Origin of the sequence: Rhizobium sp. BK008, from assembly GCF_014197345.1 — a bacterium.
Classification (GTDB): domain Bacteria; phylum Pseudomonadota; class Alphaproteobacteria; order Rhizobiales; family Rhizobiaceae; genus Rhizobium; species Rhizobium anhuiense.
Genome location: NZ_JACIFK010000001.1, coordinates 2,106,149 through 2,122,881 on the forward strand (window position 1 = coordinate 2,106,149; position 16,733 = coordinate 2,122,881).

Annotated in this window: 19 protein-coding genes; 5 read left to right on the forward strand and 14 right to left on the reverse strand. The window is 61.5% G+C overall.

The window, feature by feature from the left end:
• Positions 1–152 precede the first annotated feature (152 nt).
• A complete protein-coding gene (locus FHT69_RS10345) occupies positions 153–500 on the forward strand; it encodes a response regulator (RefSeq protein ID WP_018447482.1) in 348 nt (115 codons plus the stop codon).
• Positions 501–506: 6 nt separating this feature from the next.
• On the opposite strand, the gene FHT69_RS10350 is transcribed toward FHT69_RS10345, so the two are convergent.
• From FHT69_RS10350 to FHT69_RS10375, 6 genes are all read right to left on the reverse strand, one after another.
• Positions 507–1,046 carry a MerR family transcriptional regulator gene (locus tag FHT69_RS10350; RefSeq protein ID WP_047616421.1) on the reverse strand — a complete coding sequence of 180 codons (540 nt, stop codon included), beginning with the start codon at positions 1,044–1,046 and terminating at the stop codon, positions 507–509.
• A gap of 149 nt (positions 1,047–1,195) precedes the next feature.
• Positions 1,196–1,534 (reverse strand): integration host factor subunit alpha, encoded by a 339-nt coding sequence (locus FHT69_RS10355; RefSeq protein WP_047616420.1) that lies wholly within the window; start codon positions 1,532–1,534, stop codon positions 1,196–1,198.
• A gap of 106 nt (positions 1,535–1,640) precedes the next feature.
• A complete protein-coding gene (locus FHT69_RS10360) occupies positions 1,641–2,612 on the reverse strand; it encodes a beta-ketoacyl-ACP synthase III (RefSeq protein WP_097631044.1) in 972 nt (323 codons plus the stop codon).
• Positions 2,613–2,632: 20 nt separating this feature from the next.
• Complete coding sequence (gene plsX, locus FHT69_RS10365) at positions 2,633–3,679, reverse strand: phosphate acyltransferase PlsX (protein ID WP_047616628.1); 1,047 nt, start codon at positions 3,677–3,679, stop codon at positions 2,633–2,635.
• Between the two features lie 99 nt (positions 3,680–3,778).
• A complete protein-coding gene (locus FHT69_RS10370) occupies positions 3,779–4,333 on the reverse strand; it encodes a YceD family protein (RefSeq protein ID WP_047616418.1) in 555 nt (184 codons plus the stop codon).
• A gap of 11 nt (positions 4,334–4,344) precedes the next feature.
• Entirely contained in the window at positions 4,345–4,950 is a 606-nt protein-coding gene (locus FHT69_RS10375; protein ID WP_052213390.1) for a ubiquinol-cytochrome C chaperone family protein, read from the reverse strand.
• Positions 4,951–5,137: 187 nt separating this feature from the next.
• Here FHT69_RS10375 and FHT69_RS10380 point away from each other — a divergent pair, with 187 nt between their 5' ends.
• Entirely contained in the window at positions 5,138–5,671 is a 534-nt protein-coding gene (locus FHT69_RS10380) for an outer membrane protein assembly factor BamE (RefSeq protein WP_047616416.1), read from the forward strand.
• A gap of 68 nt (positions 5,672–5,739) precedes the next feature.
• Here the strand turns inward: FHT69_RS10380 and FHT69_RS10385 are convergent, their stop codons facing one another.
• The 3 genes from FHT69_RS10385 to ribH all read right to left on the reverse strand — a co-directional run bounded on the left by FHT69_RS10385 (position 5,740) and on the right by ribH (position 9,018).
• Entirely contained in the window at positions 5,740–7,878 is a 2,139-nt protein-coding gene (locus FHT69_RS10385; protein ID WP_047616414.1) for a sodium-translocating pyrophosphatase, read from the reverse strand.
• 198 nt (positions 7,879–8,076) lie between these two features.
• The gene (gene nusB / locus FHT69_RS10390) at positions 8,077–8,559 is read right to left on the reverse strand and encodes a transcription antitermination factor NusB (protein ID WP_018241520.1); all 483 of its coding nucleotides are present in this window, start codon (positions 8,557–8,559) and stop codon (positions 8,077–8,079) included.
• Positions 8,560–8,562: 3 nt separating this feature from the next.
• The gene (gene ribH, locus FHT69_RS10395) at positions 8,563–9,018 is read right to left on the reverse strand and encodes a 6,7-dimethyl-8-ribityllumazine synthase (RefSeq protein WP_004674116.1); all 456 of its coding nucleotides are present in this window, start codon (positions 9,016–9,018) and stop codon (positions 8,563–8,565) included.
• Between the two features lie 345 nt (positions 9,019–9,363).
• On the opposite strand from ribH, the gene FHT69_RS10400 reads away from it, so the two are divergent.
• From FHT69_RS10400 to FHT69_RS10410, 3 genes are all read left to right on the forward strand, one after another.
• Positions 9,364–9,723 carry a hypothetical protein gene (locus FHT69_RS10400; RefSeq protein WP_047616410.1) on the forward strand — a complete coding sequence of 120 codons (360 nt, stop codon included), beginning with the start codon at positions 9,364–9,366 and terminating at the stop codon, positions 9,721–9,723.
• Positions 9,724–9,932: 209 nt separating this feature from the next.
• Complete coding sequence (locus tag FHT69_RS10405; RefSeq protein ID WP_097543002.1) at positions 9,933–10,436, forward strand: cupin domain-containing protein; 504 nt, start codon at positions 9,933–9,935, stop codon at positions 10,434–10,436.
• 26 nt (positions 10,437–10,462) lie between these two features.
• Positions 10,463–10,978, forward strand: coding sequence for a GNAT family N-acetyltransferase (locus FHT69_RS10410; protein ID WP_063474277.1), 516 nt, complete (start codon positions 10,463–10,465; stop codon positions 10,976–10,978).
• Positions 10,979–11,161: 183 nt separating this feature from the next.
• Here the strand turns inward: FHT69_RS10410 and FHT69_RS10415 are convergent, their stop codons facing one another.
• The 5 genes from FHT69_RS10415 to FHT69_RS10435 form a co-directional block, all read right to left on the reverse strand.
• On the reverse strand, positions 11,162–11,779 hold the full coding sequence (locus tag FHT69_RS10415) for a riboflavin synthase (RefSeq protein WP_047616404.1): 618 nt from the start codon (positions 11,777–11,779) through the stop codon (positions 11,162–11,164).
• Positions 11,779–13,017 (reverse strand): bifunctional diaminohydroxyphosphoribosylaminopyrimidine deaminase/5-amino-6-(5-phosphoribosylamino)uracil reductase RibD, encoded by a 1,239-nt coding sequence (gene ribD / locus FHT69_RS10420; RefSeq protein ID WP_063474275.1) that lies wholly within the window; start codon positions 13,015–13,017, stop codon positions 11,779–11,781. Before ribD ends, FHT69_RS10415 begins: the two co-directional genes overlap by 1 nt.
• A gap of 3 nt (positions 13,018–13,020) precedes the next feature.
• Positions 13,021–13,497, reverse strand: coding sequence for a transcriptional regulator NrdR (gene nrdR / locus FHT69_RS10425; protein WP_003547190.1), 477 nt, complete (start codon positions 13,495–13,497; stop codon positions 13,021–13,023).
• A 9-nt stretch (positions 13,498–13,506) separates the two neighbouring features.
• On the reverse strand, positions 13,507–14,805 hold the full coding sequence (glyA, locus tag FHT69_RS10430) for a serine hydroxymethyltransferase (protein WP_183905294.1): 1,299 nt from the start codon (positions 14,803–14,805) through the stop codon (positions 13,507–13,509).
• Between the two features lie 216 nt (positions 14,806–15,021).
• Entirely contained in the window at positions 15,022–16,323 is a 1,302-nt protein-coding gene (locus tag FHT69_RS10435; protein WP_047616400.1) for a murein L,D-transpeptidase, read from the reverse strand.
• Between the last annotated feature and the right edge of the window lie 410 nt (positions 16,324–16,733).

A 16,733-nucleotide genomic window follows, 5' to 3' on the forward strand; every position in this document is an offset into this window, starting at 1 on the left:
ACATAAACCATCATGCCTACGCATCGTGCTTTCCGAAAATCAGAATCGATTTTTGGAAAGCACGATGCGTAGGTTTAAAGTGTCGGAGCGTCCTTTGTGCATCCGAAAGGACGCACGGCGCTCTAGCAAGGGGGCAATGGGTGGACCGGATCATGAAAGACATATTCATCGTCGAAGACGACGCGCTGATTGCCATGCTGCTCGAGGACATGCTCGCCGATCTGGGTTACCGGGTCTGCGCCAGCGCGCCCGATCTGGAGCGAGCGCTGGCAACCGCCAGGGATACGGAGTTCGACGCTGCCATACTCGACGTCTCGCTGGCCGGGCAGAGTTCACTGCCGGTCGCAAAGCTGCTCGACGAACGCGGCAAACCCTATCTCTACGCGACGGGATACGGCACCGCGCCTGATGGCAGCAGCCCCAGCACATTGCCCGTGCTGCAAAAACCCTTCCAGCTTAGCGAACTCGAACAGGCGATGAAGCGGCTGACCGAAGCCTGAAGCGGTTCAGCGCACCTGGTCGAGCAGGCGCTTGCATTCCAGGAGATCGTAGAGCGCCTCCTGCAGTAGCGCCCTGTCTTCCTTGCCGACGCTCGACTTGCCGATCGAAACTTCCTGCTCGTCGTCTCCAGCGACGAAATTGAAGAATCGGCGGGTGATCGGCGGCTTGGCGCGGCCGACGATCTGATCTTCGTCGGCCATGCCGACGCGCGGTTCGCCGGCACCGGCATCCTGCACGCCCGAGGCAAGCGCCTCGACGCTGGCGAGATCGCCGTGGCCGACCGATATGACGAACTTGTTGCCGTTGGTCTTCAGAAGCTTCTGCACACCCTTGATCGTATAGCCGTGATCATAGAGCAGATGCCGGATGCCCTTGAGGAGATCCACGTCCTCCGGCCGGTAATAACGACGGCCGCCGCCGCGCTTCATCGGCTTTATCTGGGGAAAACGCGTTTCCCAGAAGCGCAGCACATGCTGCGGCAGATCAAGATCGTCTGCGACTTCGCTGATGGTGCGAAAGGCATCGGGGCTCTTGTCCAACGTCATACTGCTACGCGACCTCGCGGCTCGATCCAACGGCGACTCATCATATTTCAACGGTTTGGCGTCGACAATTCAAGTCATGTCTCGACGTTGCGCACAACGTTGGACAGTGCGAAAGCAAAAAACGCTGCTTAGAAACGGGAAGCCGATGATCAGGGAGCCGGATTCTGCGGCTTCAGCTTGATCTTGCGAGCGACATGCGCCTTGAGGATGCGCGTCTTCAACACGTTCGACGCCTTGAAGGTCATGACACGGCGCGGGGAAATCGGAACCTCCTCGCCGGTCTTCGGGTTGCGGCCGATCCGCTCGTTCTTGTCGCGCACCTGGAAAGTGGCAAAGGAGGAAAGCTTGACGGTTTCACCGCGCACGATCGCATTGCAGATCTCGTCGATGACGGTTTCGACGAGTTCGGCAGATTCGGTCCGGGAAAGCCCGACCTTTCGGAAAACGGATTCCGCCAGGTCTGCTCGCGTCACTGTTTTTCCGGTCATGGTTTCCCCGCCCACTACAAACTATTTTGTGAAATCGCACGAAGAGTATTTGTCTTGCGCCTTACGGTCAAGCTCTTGTTCGCCGCCAGTTTTTTAGGATTCCTGCCTACCAGCGCAGCAGAACGGCGCCCCAGGTAAAGCCGCCGCCCATCGCTTCGAGCATCACCAGGTCGCCCTTCTTGATGCGGCCGTCGCCGGCAGCGGTCGCCAGTGCGAGCGGGATCGAGGCGGCCGACGTGTTGCCGTGCAGGTCGACGGTTACGACGACTTTCGCCGCGTCGATGTTCAGCTTCTTCGCCGAACCATCGATGATGCGTCGATTGGCCTGGTGCGGCACCAGCCAGTCGAGATCATCGGCAGTGGTGCCGGTCGAATCGAAAGCCGCCTGAATGACATCGGTGATCATGCCGACGGCATATTTGAAGACCTCGCGGCCTTCCATGCGCAGCTTGCCGACAGTGCCGGTCGTCGACGGTCCGCCATCGACATACAGCTTTTCCTTATGCGAGCCGTCGGAACGCAGATGCGCGGTCAGCACGCCGCGGTCGGCAACGGTGCCCTCGCCTTCGATCGCTTCGAGTATGATCGCGCCGGCGCCATCGCCGAAAAGCACGCAGGTGGTGCGGTCGTTCCAGTCGAGAATGCGCGAAAAAGTTTCGGCGCCGATGACGAGAACACGCTTGGCAAGCCCGCCGCGGATATAGGCATCTGCTGTGGTGACCGCATAGACGAAACCGGTGCAGACGGCCTGAACGTCGAAGGCGAAGCCGTGGCTCATGCCGAGACGGTTCTGGATGTTGACCGACGTTGCCGGAAAGGTGTTGTCCGGCGTCGAGGTGGCGCAGATGATGAGATCAATGTCGGCGGGCGTCAGACCGCCATTGGCAAGGGCTGCACGCGCGGCGGCCTCGCCGAGCGACGCCGTCGTTTCGTCATCACCGGCGATATAACGCTGGCGGATGCCGGTGCGCTGGACGATCCATTCGTCGGATGTGTCGACGATCGCCTCCATGTCACCATTGGTCATCACGCGCTTCGGAAGTGCGGCTCCGAACCCGCGAACCACTGAACGGATCATATTTGACTGAACCCTATCGCTCATGCCGCTTCCGGGCCCATTGGGGGCAGCCGTTTGGCATGATATTTCTTAAGATCGTTTTCTATTTTCTGATTGAGGCCGTTCTTGGCCATGTCGTAGCCGACTTCGATGGCGGCTGCGATGCCTTCGGCATTCGCTCCGCCATGGCTCTTGATGACGATACCGTTCAGGCCGAGAAACACGCCGCCATTGACCTTGCTCGGATCGAGCTTCTCACGAAGCATGTCGAAGGCGCTTTTGGCAAAGAGGTAGCCGATGCGGGCGAGCAGCGTGCGCGACATGGCGGCACGCAGATATTCGCCGATCTGCTTGGCGGTGCCTTCGGCGGTCTTGAGTGCGATGTTGCCGGAGAATCCTTCGGTGACGACCACGTCGACCGTGCCCTTGCCAAGGTCGTTGCCCTCGACAAAGCCGGAATATTCGAGCGAATCGATATTGGCCTCGCGCAACAGCCGGCCGGCCTCCTTGACCTCCTCCTGGCCCTTCATCTCCTCGACACCGACGTTCAGAAGGCCGATCGTCGGGCGTTCGACTTCGAACAGCGCGCGCGCCATGGCGCCACCCATCAGGGCGAAATCCATCAGCTGCTGCGCATCGGCGCCGATCGTCGCACCGACGTCCAGGACGATGCTCTCACCCTTCAGCGTCGGCCAGATCGCAGCGATCGCCGGGCGCTCGATATTGGCCATGGTGCGCAGACAGAACTTCGCCATCGCCATCAGCGCCCCGGTATTGCCGGCCGAGACCGCGACATCGGCCTCCCCCGTCTTCACCGCCTCGATCGAACGCCACATGGTGGAGATATAGCGGCCGCGGCGCAGCGCCTGGCTCGGCTTCTCATCCATAGCAACGGCAAGTTCGCAATCGTGAAAGAGCGATTTTTCTTTGAGTTTCGGAAACTTGGCGAGAACCGGATCGCACTGTTCCTTGAGACCGTAGAAAACGAAGGAAATATCCGGATGCCGATCCAGCGCCTTGGCGGCGCCGGGGATGACAACCTGGGGACCAAAGTCGCCACCCATGAGGTCGAGAGATATTCTGATCACGCGTCCCTGATCCTTCTTTTCGCCGAGGGGCGAAATTTCGGCCAAAATACCGGTTTTGGCGTCGCTTACAACTGAATTGTGTCAAATGCCAGAGACGCTTCAGTCCTTTTTCCAGTCCTTGAGGACCGCGAAAGCGGAGGGTTTTTTATCGTCCTCGCCGCTATCCTCGATATGACCTGAGAATTCGATACCCTCCTTGCGCGGATAGGGATCAATCGCCAAAGCGGCGAATTCTGCAACCACCTCGCCGGCATCGATCGTATCGCCGACAAAGGTTTCGGGCAGATCGGGACCGTCGGGATCGAGCAGCATCTCGCCGGCGTCGCTGCCGGGCTGGCGCGCAAGCTTGGAGCCCTCCGGCACGAAGATCTGCTCGAAGCTCTCATCGATGGCGGATTCGACCGGTTCCAGCGTCACGACGCAGGACTGGACGATCTTCGCCTGCACGCGGCCCTTGATGCGCACGCCGTCGCGCTTCCAGCGGGCAATCTGCAGATCGGCGCTGAGATCGTCGACGGAAACGACGTTCCAGGTCTTGGCAAGCGCCGTGAGTTCGCTGGCGTCGGCCTCGACATGGACCTCGACGGGGTTGGCCGAAATATGGCCGACCTTGACATGATAGGAGAAGGGAACATCGTCCCGATCATTCTTCATCGTTTCCTCCTTCAGGCAACCGGTGGGCTGGCGACCGGCGGAAGCGTTGCCGAGCCGGTGGCGATCACCTCTTCGGCTAGAGCGGACAGATGCGCTTCCGCGGTGATCATCCATCCGGCGAGGCCGGACATATCGGCCGGCGCTTCGGTTTCGGGGTAGATATTGCGTTGAAGAGCAAGAGCCAGGGCTTCGGCATCGCCGGTGTCCATCGCCTTCGAATAGGCTTCGAGCCGGCCGTAAAACATGCCGGCAAGCTTCTTCATGCGCTTCGGCACGCTGTTGTCGCCGATGCCGAGCTCGCGGATCGAATAGTCGATATCCTGGAAGAAGGCGTCGACGATCTCCTGGGCGATCTCCTGACCGCTGGTGGCGGAAGCGCGCGTGCGGCGAAAAAACAGAATCATGGTGATCGACAGCATCTCGAAACGGCCCATGACCGTATCGGGCACATTGAGCTGCTCGTAGAGTTCCGGCATGCGCGCGGCCGCCGCCAAGGCCGCATATTGCCTGTCGACGATCGCCTGATTGTTGTTTTTCTTACGGAAGAGCCCGAAGATCATTGTTTTTTCCGGAAATGCCTCATTCTTCATGCCGGCTGGCGTCTGGCCTTGTTGCATGATTTCGAAAGCTGGTTTACCGAAGCAGGCGCGAATTGCAATGCTGATCGTGGCCAGTTTCGGGACAATGCCTTCAATGCGTCTACGAAGCGAATTCGGGACATTCGACTCGGAATGGCCACAATGGTTTTGCAGGAGGAAAGCGTGCAAGGCCCAAAATGGCTGCTATCGACACTCAAGGGAGTAGATGTCGTTGAAGAAACGGTATTTCAAGTCTGACATGAAATTCTTCAGCAGTGCGGCCATTGCCTTCATAATCGCCTCCACATCAGCTCTTTCCGGCTGCCAAACCAGCACCGTGCTCAACGGCGGTTATGTCGCCGACCAGCAGTCGCTGAACCTCGTTCCGGAGGGTTCAAGCCGGGAGCAGGTGCTGCTGTCGCTCGGCACCCCCTCGACGACGGCGACCTTCGACGGCGAAGTCTTCTATTATATCTCGCAGCGACGCACGCGTGCCGTCGCCTTCCAGAAGCTGAAGGTCGTCGACCAGAGCGTTCTGGCAATCTATTTCGACAAGGACAACGTCGTCAGCCGCCGTGCCAACTATACGCTGCAGGACGGCAAGGTGTTCGACACGATCGGACGCGTCACGCCGACCGGCGGCAAGGAACTCACCTTCCTGCAGCAGATGCTCTCCGGCGGCAGCGCCGCGAGTGCTGCCCGCAGCCTGTTCGGCGGCGGTGCGGGCGGTACGCCGCAGAACCCAAGCAGCCTGCGCTGATCGGACATACCTCATACGAAAAACCCGCCGGATCGCTCCGGCGGGTTTTTTAATGGTCTCTGATCTGTCTAGCCAGCAAGAACGGCGAGCAGCAGAAGTGCGACGATATTGGTGATCTTGATCGCCGGGTTGACGGCGGGGCCGGCGGTATCCTTGTAGGGATCGCCGACCGTATCGCCGGTGACGGAGGCCTTGTGCGCATCCGAACCCTTCATGTGACGCACGCCGTCCTTGTCGACGAAACCGTCCTCGAAGCTCTTCTTGGCATTGTCCCAGGCGCCACCGCCCGATGTCATCGAGATGGCGACGAAGAGGCCGTTGATGATGACGCCGAGCAGCGATGCGCCGAGCGCGGCAAAGGCGGAAGCCTTGGAGCCGGAGATGAGCAGCACGCCGAAATAGACGACGATCGGCGCCAGCACCGGCAGCAGCGACGGCACGATCATCTCGCGGATGGCGGCCTTGGTCAGAAGGTCGACGGCCCTGCCGTAATCCGGCTTTTCCGTGCCCTGCATGATGCCGGGCTTTTCCTTGAACTGACGGCGGACTTCCTCGACGATCGCGCCGGCCGCACGGCCGACGGCGGTCATGGCAATGCCGCCGAAGAGGTAGGGAACGAGACCTCCGAAGATCAATCCCGCCACGACGTAGGGGTTGGAAAGATCGAAGGAAATTTCGCCTATGCCCGCGAAATAAGGGAACTTGTCGCCATTCGCCGCAAAATATTTGAGGTCGTAGGAGTAGGCGGCGAAGAGAACCAGTGCGCCGAGACCGGCGGAACCGATGGCATAACCCTTGGTGACGGCTTTGGTCGTATTGCCGACAGCATCGAGCGCGTCGGTGGATTTGCGCACTTCCGGCGGCAGATGCGACATTTCGGCGATACCGCCGGCATTGTCCGTCACCGGTCCGAAGGCGTCGAGCGCGACGATCATCCCGGCAATGCCCAGCATCGCCGTGACCGCAATGCCGGTGCCGAACAGGCCGCCGAGCTGGTAGGTGGCGAGAATGCCGCCGACGATGACAATCGCCGGCAGTGCCGTCGATTCCAGCGAGACGGCCAGACCCTGGATGACGTTGGTGCCGTGACCGGTGACCGAGGCCTGGGCGATCGAAACGACCGGGCGCTTGCCGGTGCCTGTATAATATTCGGTGATCACCACGATCAGCGCGGTGACGACGAGGCCGATGACGCCGCAGAAGAAGAGGTGCGCGCCCGAGATATCGGCGCCGCCGACGGAGCCGATCGAGCCCCAGCCGATGGTCAGCGAGGTGGCAGCGCCGAGACCGACGATCGACAGCAGGCCGGTGACGATGAGGCCCTTGTAAAGAGCGCCCATGATCGAGCCGTTCGCACCGAGCTTGACGAAGAAGGTGCCGATGATCGAGGTGATGATGCAGGCACCGCAGATCGCCAGCGGATAGACCATCGCAGACTGGAGGATCGGCGCGCCGGCAAAGAAGATGGCGGCGAGAACCATGGTGGCGACGACCGAGACCGCATAGGTCTCGAAGAGGTCGGCGGCCATGCCGGCGCAGTCGCCGACATTGTCGCCGACATTATCGGCAATCGTTGCCGGGTTGCGCGGATCGTCTTCGGGAATGCCGGCTTCCACCTTGCCGACGAGGTCGCCGCCGACGTCGGCGCCCTTGGTGAAGATACCGCCACCGAGACGGGCGAAGATCGAGATCAGCGAAGCGCCGAAGCCGAGCGCCACCAGCGCATCGATGACTTCGCGCGAGCCGCTCTCATGGCCGAGCCCGATGGTCAAAATAGTGTAGTAGATGGAGACGCCGAGCAGCGCCAGACCGGCCACCAGCATGCCGGTGATCGCACCCGACTTGAAGGCGATGTCGAGGCCAGCGGAAAGGCTGATGGAGGCTGCCTGGGCGGTGCGCACATTGGCGCGGACGGAGACATGCATGCCGATGAAACCGGCAGCGCCTGATAGTACGGCGCCAATCAGGAAACCGATGGCGGCCGTGGCGGAAAGAAGCAGCCAGGCTGCGATGAAAACAACAACGCCGACAAGGGCAATGGTTCTGTACTGGCGCGTCAGATAGGCTTGAGCGCCTTCGCGGATGTAACCCGCGATCTCCTGCATGCGGCTATTGCCCTGATCGGCGGCAAGCACCGACCGGGTTGCCCAGGCGGCATAGACCACCGAGAGCAGACCGCATGCGATTACGCATAAAAGAATGGTCATTTCGCTCGTTCCTCCCATAGGCCGGAGATCACTCCTTCTCCGGCAGATACGCCGCCGAATCGCCTTCCTCTCCACAGAAATGCCACAGCTAAGCGGTGCGGAGATTGCGTGGTCGATCACGTTGCGTCAAGACCGCAACGGGCGAAAACCATTGCAGTGCGAAGAAAGACGCAGGGAGATTGTTTGGCGGCTAAGGAGTTATTTCTTCGCCTCGCCGCGGACCTGCTTGGCGATGCGGTCGAGCACGGCGTTGACAAGCTTCGGCTCGTCGTCGTCGAAGAAGGCCTGGGCGATCTCGACATATTCGGTGACGATGACCGCCACGGGAACGTCCTTGCGGTCGGTGATCTCGAAGACGCCGGCGCGCAGAATGGCGCGCACGGTGCTGTCGAGGCGCGACAAGGCCCAATCATCCTGCAGGGCCGCGGCAATCAGCGGATCGAGGCGGACCTGATCGCGCACGACGCCGGAGACGATGGAACGGAACCAGGCGGCATCGGCCTTCAGATAGGTCGCGCCGTCGAGTTCCTGGCCAAGACGGTGCGCCTCGTATTCGGCGACGATTTCCAGAACGCCGGTGCCGCCGACATCCATTTGATAAAGTGCCTGAACGGCAGCAAGACGGGCAGCGCCCCGCTGGTTTGCAGTCTTGACCGGCCGTTCCGTCTTGTCGTCGTTCATTCGTTATGCACCCAGTTTCTGCTTCAGCTCGATCATCGTCAGAGCTGCACGAGCGGCAAATCCGCCCTTATCCTTATCCGAGCGGCGCGCGCGCGCCCATGCCTGTTCATCGTTTTCGACGGTCAGGATGCCGTTGCCGATGGCAAGGGACTCGCTGACCGCAAGATCCATCAAGGCGCGCGAGGATTCGTTCGACACGATATCGAAGTGATAGGTCTCGCCGCGAATGACCATGCCGAGGGCGACATAGCCGTCATAATGCGTGCCGCCATTGTCGTCTCCATCGAGCGACATGGCAATCGCCGCCGGAATTTCCAGTGCGCCGGGAACGGTGACCACCTCGAAGGTGGCGCCGGCTTCTTGCAATGCGAAGGTCGCGCCTTCGAGCAGGGCGTCGGCCATGTCGTCGTAGAAGCGGGCCTCAACGATCAAAATATGGGGAGCGGTCTCTCTCGGCATGGTTCACCTTCGGTTGGCGGGACATTTCCCACTCGGCAGCCCGCGGTCAAAACATGCCTTCGTCCGAATGGCAAGCAATTTCGCCCGATGCCCCAATGCCAAAGAAGAAATATCTGCAAGGGGATAGCCGCGTCCTGCCTGCACTGCTGGGCAAGCCTTTCAAATCAGCTTTCCCGGATGCCTTGAAAACGGCAATTCGAAGGCGGTTTTCATGAACAATTCTTAATGGATTTTCAGTGGCTTAACCCATTGAATCGCGAAGGGGGCGACGCCAATTCCATGTCGTGACGCAGACGATCCCCTGCAACGACAGTCGACCGTCAAAGCAGATGAAAGGATACCATCATGAACCGCGTTGTCACCATCACCCTCGCCGCAGCCCTGTCCTCGCTCGCATTTGCCGGCGTCAGCCGGGCCGAAAGCCTTGGAATGAACACGGCCCAGGGCATCGAACAGACACTCCGGACCTTCCACGGCAATGATTTCAATGTCGAGCAGGTCCATAACTGGCGCAATCTCGACGACGAAACGACCGGTCCGCGCTCGGCGCCGGAACGCTCCGGTCAGGCCGTTCGCGGCATCCAGGCCTCGATCGACGCCAACAGATCGCTGGCCCACCGGCTCAACAATGAAGGCGTCGACGTCCGCAACATCGTCAACGCCGAGCAGGCAGCCGACGGAAGCTTGACCTTCTACGTCCGCTGACGCTCCAGCGCATACCCCCGAGATCGGAATCGATCTTCGGGGGTATGCGTGGGTTGAAGTGATCGAGCGTCCCTAGCGTGTTCCATTCCATGCGCGGCCGCTCACAGCATGGGCGGCGGTCTCCTCTCCGCCCATGCCGGGGATTTCCGAGATAGGCATTGAATTTTCCGGCGCGATGATAGTTTCTCTTCCTGCAACAGGAGAACATCATGGCGATGGAACCGAAGGCGGTGATCAATACCGCCGATCTCAAGCTCGACCATTGGAAACAGGGCGAGTTCTATGAAAGCGTCGACACCTCGTTCGGCACGCTTCTCGGCCTCGCCGGACTCGGCGTCAGCTACAACGAGGTACCGCCAGGCAAGTCGGGCTGTCCCTTCCACAATCATCATGTCGAAGACGAACTCTTCCATATAATCGCAGGCACCGGCGAATACCGCTTCGGCGACGCGCGCCATCCGATCAGGGCGGGCGACGTGCTCGGCGCGCCGGCTGGCGGGCCGGAAACGGCGCACCAAATCATCAACACCGGCACGACGACGCTTGTCTATCTCGGCATCTCGACGATGGCGAAGACCGAGATCGTCGAATATCCCGATTCCGGAAAGTTCCTTGCCAAGACCAACAGGGACGGCACAAAAGCCGGGCGCTTCCGCCACATCGGACGGCCGGAAGGTGATCTCGATTATTGGGACGGCGAGCCCGGCGCCTGAGGGCGCGATTTCCATAAGGACCTGATGTGACCGACATTCCGACCTTCGAAACGGCGCGGCTGACGATGCGCCCTCACCGCCTCGACGATTTCGAGGCGCATGCGGCATTATGGGCAAACGAGGACGTCGTTCGCTTCATCACCGGCGTGCCATCGACGCGCGAGCAGAGCTGGAGCCGCATGCTGCGCCTCGCCGGCATGTGGCATCATATGGGCTTCGGCTTTCTGGCGATCATCGAAAAAGAGAGCGGCCGGTTCATCGGCGAAGCGGGCTTCCTCGAAGCCCGCCGCGAGATGGAACCGTCGATCGAAGGGACGATGGAAGTCGGCTGGGCGCTGATGCCCTTAGCACACGGCCGCGGTTATGCCACCGAGGCGCTGGCAATCCTGATCGGCTGGGCGGAGGTGCATTTCCCAGGAAAACCAATGAGCTGCATCATCAGCCCCGAGAATGAGGCTTCGTTGCGGGTGGCAGCCAAGCTCGGTTTTCGCGAGACGGCGCGGACGCAATACAATGGCGAGATTATTCAGTTTTCGCGGTAGCGGCCCCTCATCCGCCTGCCGGCACCTTCTCCCCGTAAACGGGGCGAAGGGAATATGCGGCGACCTCTCCGTCCTTCGCCGGCGTCTCGCATGGCACGTCCCCTCGCCCCGCTTTTACGGGGGTCCGAAGGACGGGGCGATACGAGTGGCTCGACCCCGGCAGGTTAGGGTGAGGGGCACATTTCAGGCTGAGGCGCTGGGGAATTCGGCCAGCCGGGCGGCGTAACGCGCCATGGTATCAACCTCGAAATTGACGAAATCGCCGGCCTTGCGGTCGCCCCAGGTGGTGACTTCGAGCGTATGGCGGATGAGCAGCACGTCGAAATCCGTGCCGTCGACCGCATTGACCGTCAGCGAGGTGCCGTCGAGTGCGATCGAACCCTTGGGGGCGACGAATTTTGCGAGGTGTTCGGGCGCACGCAGGCGGTAGCGCGTGGCGTCACCCTCCGATGTCACCGAGAGGATTTCCGCCTTGCCGTCGACATGGCCGGAAACGATATGGCCGCCGAGCTCATCGCCGATCTTCAGCGACCGTTCGAGATTGATGCGGCTGCCTTCCCGCCAGGTGCCGATCGTCGTCAGCCGGAGCGCCTCCTCCCAGGCCTCGACCTCGTACCAGCGGCCGTTGCTGCCTTCGGCCGGCAGGGCGGTGACGGTCAGGCAGATGCCGGCATGCGAGATCGAGGCGCCCATGTCGATGGTCGCGGGATCATAGGCGGTCGCGACCCGCAGGCGGATGCCTTCCTTCAACGGGGAAACGGATTCGACCGTGCCGACATCGGTGACTATTCCGGTGAACATCAAAACCCTCTTTCATATTCGTCCAGGCGATCTTCGCCGAACATCCGCGTGCCCCTATGGGCAAAACCCGATGGTATGTCGGTTGCATCAAGCGGCGATTCAATACCGCGCTGGCCGATAACGACAGGCGCCTGATAAAGCTGGATACGGTCGACGAGGCCAGCCTCGAGGAAAAGCCGCGCCGTCTTTGCGCCGCCCTCGACCAGAAGCGAGGAAATACCGCGTGTTGCGAGTGCCGGCAGCAGGATTTCCGGATGGTAAGGATTGCAATAGACGATCTCGACGCCGGCGGCTTCGAGTGCGGCGCGGCGCGAGTCCATGTCGGTAGCGTCTGTGGGTGGGGTACCGCCTTCTGCCCTGCCGGAGTACCGGGGCCGAGCCACAGGTCTCGACCCGTCCTTCGGACCCCCCACAGGTGGGGAGGTGTCCGGCAGGATAGAGGGGGGTAGCCCCTCCGCATCCGCCGACAAAGGCCACACTTCCTCACTCGCCACCACGATGACAGGCACGTCCCGCGCCGTCAGGGCGAGCTTGCTGGTCAGCGGCAATGCCAGGGTGGGATCGAGAACGATGCGGATCGGGGACTGGGCTTCGAGACCTGGTGTTCGCACCGTCAGCAGCGGATCGTCCGCAATCGCCGTGCCGATGCCGACGAGGATCGCATCGGTTTCGGCGCGCAGCGCATGCACCTGCGCGCGGGCAAGCGGGCCGGTGATTGCCACCTGTCCCTCCCCCTGACGGCCGACCATGCCGTCGGCGGAAACGGCAAGCTTGAGAGTCACATAGGGCCGGTTCTTCGTCTGGCGGGTGAGATAGGCGGCAATCGAACGCCGGCCCTCTTCCTCCAGAGCACCGGCATCCACCTGTATGCCGGCTTCACGCAGCATGGCGATGCCGCGGCCCGAGACACGCGGATCTGGATCGGTGACGCTGATGACGACGCGGCCAACGCCAGAGGCGATCAGCGCCTCGGAACAGGGCGGCGTCTTGCCGTGATGCGAGCAAGGTTCGAGCGTCACATAGGCGGTGGCGCCGCGGGCGAGCGCGCCGGCTTCAGCCAGCGCCTGCGTCTCGGCATGCGGGCGGCCCCCGAGCGCCGTCACCGCCCGGCCGACGATGACGCCATCCCTGACGATCACGCATCCGACGGAGGGGTTGGTAGCGGTGCGGCCGAGATGCCAGCGCGACAGGCGGATCGCCGCCGCCATGAAACGTTCGTCATGCGGCGTGATGCTCATGGCTCACCTGTCCAGCGGGTCGCGGGCAATCTTGGCGTTGATTTCCGAAATGACCTTCTCGAAATCCTCGGCAAGCGAGAAATCCCGATAGACCGAGGCGTAGCGCACGAAGCCGACATCATCGAGGCTCTTCATCGCCTCCAGCACCTGCAGGCCGATCTGCTCGGAAGAGATCTCGGTTTCGCCGGAGCTTTCAAGCCGGCGGACGATGCCGGAGACGGCGCGCTCGATGCGATCCCGCTCGACCGGGCGCTTGCGTAGCGCCACCTCGAAAGAGCGCACCAGCTTGTCGCGGTCGAATGGCACCTTGCGGCCGGTCTTCTTGATGACCATCAGCTCGCGCAGCTGCACGCGCTCGAAGGTGGTGAAGCGACCGCCGCAATCCGGACAGATGCGCCGCCGGCGGATGGAGGTGTTGTCCTCCGCCGGGCGCGAATCCTTGACCTGAGTATCTTCCGAACCGCAATAGGGGCAGCGCATCCCTACTCCTTATCCCATGTAGCCATACATGGGGAAGCGGTCGGTGAGATTGACCACCTTGCCGCGCACGGCGGCTTCTACGGCGGCATTGCCTTCATCGGAATTGGCGACCTTCAGGCCGTCGAGAACCTCGACAATGAGATTGCCGATTTCGCGGAATTCCGCTTCCTTGAAGCCACGGGTGGTGCCGGCCGGTGCGCCCAGGCGCACACCCGAGGTGACGAAGGGCTTTTCCGGATCGAAGGGAATGCCATTCTTGTTGCAGGTGACGTAGGCACGGCCGAGCGCTGCCTCGGCGCGCTTGCCGGTGGCGTTCTTCTTGCGCAGGTCGACCAGCATCAGGTGGTTGTCGGTGCCGCCGGAGACGACGTCGAGGCCGCCTGATATCAGCGTTTCAGCGAGCGCCTTGGCATTCTTGACGACCTGAGCGGCATAATCCTTGAATTCCGGCTGCAGTGCCTCGCCGAAGGCAACGGCCTTGGCGGCGATGATGTGCATCAGCGGACCACCCTGCAGGCCGGGGAAAACGGCCGAATTGAATTTCTTCGCCAGATCCTCGTCATTGGTGAGGATGACGCCGCCGCGCGGGCCGCGCAGCGACTTGTGGGTCGTCGTCGTCGCGACATGGCAATGCGGGAACGGCGACGGATGAACGCCACCGGCGACGAGGCCGGCAATATGGGCCATGTCGACCATCAGATAGGCGCCGACGCTGTCGGCGATCTCGCGGAAGCGCTTCCAGTCCCAGATGCGGGAATAGGCAGTGCCGCCGGCGATGATGAGCTTCGGCTTGGTTTCTTCGGCCTTGCGGGCGACCTCACCCATGTCGAGCAGGTTATCGCCTTCGCGCACGCCGTAGGAAACGACGTTGAACCACTTGCCGGACATGTTGACCGGCGAACCATGCGTGAGATGGCCGCCCGAATTCAGGTCGAGACCCATGAAAGTGTCGCCGGGCTGCAGGAGCGCCAGGAACACGGCCTGGTTCATCTGCGAACCGGAATTCGGCTGGACGTTGGCGAAATTGACGCCGAACAGCTTCTTGGCGCGCTCGATCGCCAGTTCCTCGGCGATATCGACGAACTGGCAGCCGCCGTAATAACGCTTGCCGGGATAACCCTCGGCATATTTGTTGGTCATGATGGAGCCCTGGGCTTCCAACACGGCGCGGGAGACGATGTTCTCAGAAGCGATCAGTTCGATCTCGTGCCGTTGGCGACCGAGCTCCTTTCCGATCGCGCTGAAAATGTCCGGATCGACGTCCGCAAGCGAGCGATTGAAGAAGGATTCGGTGGAAGCATTGGTCATGGGCGGGCTCCTCAACTGGAATGCGCTGAGGTATTAGCCTTCCGCTGTGGCAAGGGCAATACGAAGAACGACATTTGCTGAGCAAAGCGCGCGCTCACGCTCTTTTCCGGCCGCGCCGCGCCGATGCCTGGCGGCCATTTTATGGAGAGCCCCTCCCGGCATAAAAAAACCGCGCCCGAAAGCGCGGTTCTCAAATTGCGATGCAGAGCTTGCCGCTTACTGAACCGGCTGTTCCATGCCAGCCGTGGTGTCGAGCGCCAGCTCGGCATTGCCGTCCATCTGATAGATGTCGTCACGGAACTGGACGATGCCGTCGGGCATGCCCCAGGCAGAGATATAGACGAAGTAAACCGGAACTTCCGCCGCGAGTTTGATCGGCGTGTTGACGCCGGTGGCGATCACCTGCTCCATCTGCTGGCGGCTCCAGCCGGGGGTCTCGCGCAGCAGCCAGTTGGTCAGGTCGCGCACGTTCTGCACGCGGACGCAGCCCGAGGATTCGAAGCGCATCAGCTTGTTGAACAGGCCCTGCTGCGGCGTGTCGTGCATGTACTCGCCGTTCTTGTTGTAGAAGTTGATCTTCGTCGACGCCATGGCGTTGATCTTGCCGGGGTCCTGTCGGAACATCAGGTTCGGCGCCTCGCCGTTCCAGTCGACGGTTTCGGGGGCGACTTCGTTGCCCTTGCCGTCGATCAGGCGGATGGCGTTCTTTTCGAGATAGGTCGGATCCTTGCGCATCAGCGGCATGATGTCCTTCTCGACGATCGAGCGCGGCGCCGTCCAGTAAGGATTGAGGATGACCTCGTAGATCTTCGAATTGACCAGATGCGTCGGGCGGCTCAAGCGGCCGACGACCGCGGTGTGACGCGTCGCGACACTGCCGTCTTCGACGGCCTCGACATAGGCGGCCGGGATATTGACCATCAGGTGACGGCGGCCCAAGTCCTCGGGGAAGGTCTGCAGACGGACGACATTGGTGTTCAGCTGCTGCAGGCGAACATCGGCGGGGATGTTCATCGCCTTCAGGGTGAATTCGCCGAGAACGCCATCGGCCGGCAGACCGTGACGCGCCTGGAAGCGCTTGACGGCGCCGTCGACATAGGAATCGAAGGCGTTGGACAGGCCGGCCTCGCGCGGCAGATCGCCGGTGATCGCGAGACGCTGGCGCAGCGCCTGGACGGCGGGAGAGCTGACGCCGAGTTGCAGGCGCTGATCACCGGGATTGACCTCGGGCCAGCCTCCGGCTGCGGCGATCTGCTGATACTGCATGATTGCCTGCTGGGCGCTCGCGACAGATTGGGGCCCAAGGATCGGCGTGTTGGAAACCATGGCGGTCGCCGTGCGCGACGCCGCCTTGGCGTCGAACTGGTCGTCCCAGTTGCCGCGGCGCGGCGCGTTGATCAGCGTATCGAGCGCCGATTGCGCAAATGCCGGCGCCGCGATCGCGCTGGCGCCAACCGTTGCCGCGGACGCAAGGAAAGCGCGGCGAGAGAGAGCTTCAATTCCGTTTTTCTTCGACATAGTCCCAACCACTCAATGCCGCCATAAGAACAAGCCGCGGCTCTTTGCGAAATCACTGCGCTTTAACGCAGATCCCTGTCCATTCGTTGTCCCGGCGTATCAAAAAACTCCGCCTCCCCCATCACAAGATTGCGATGAGAAAGCCTGAACTCTGATCGGTCCATTGAAAGCGCCGGTTGTTAAGCCTTCCGCTGCCACACCAATATGGCCAATTCGTGTTGCCAGGTCGGCAGAAGGACTGTCGGCTGCCGGGAACACGACGCAACGAACCATATGACGGGGTAAACCGTGCCGGTTAATAACGGCTAAAAAACGGCTTGAATACCGGGCTTTGCGCTTGTCAGCCATGCGTTGCAAAGATGCCACGCGGATCAAACGGCAAATCGGACGTGCAGGGAACACGTCCGATT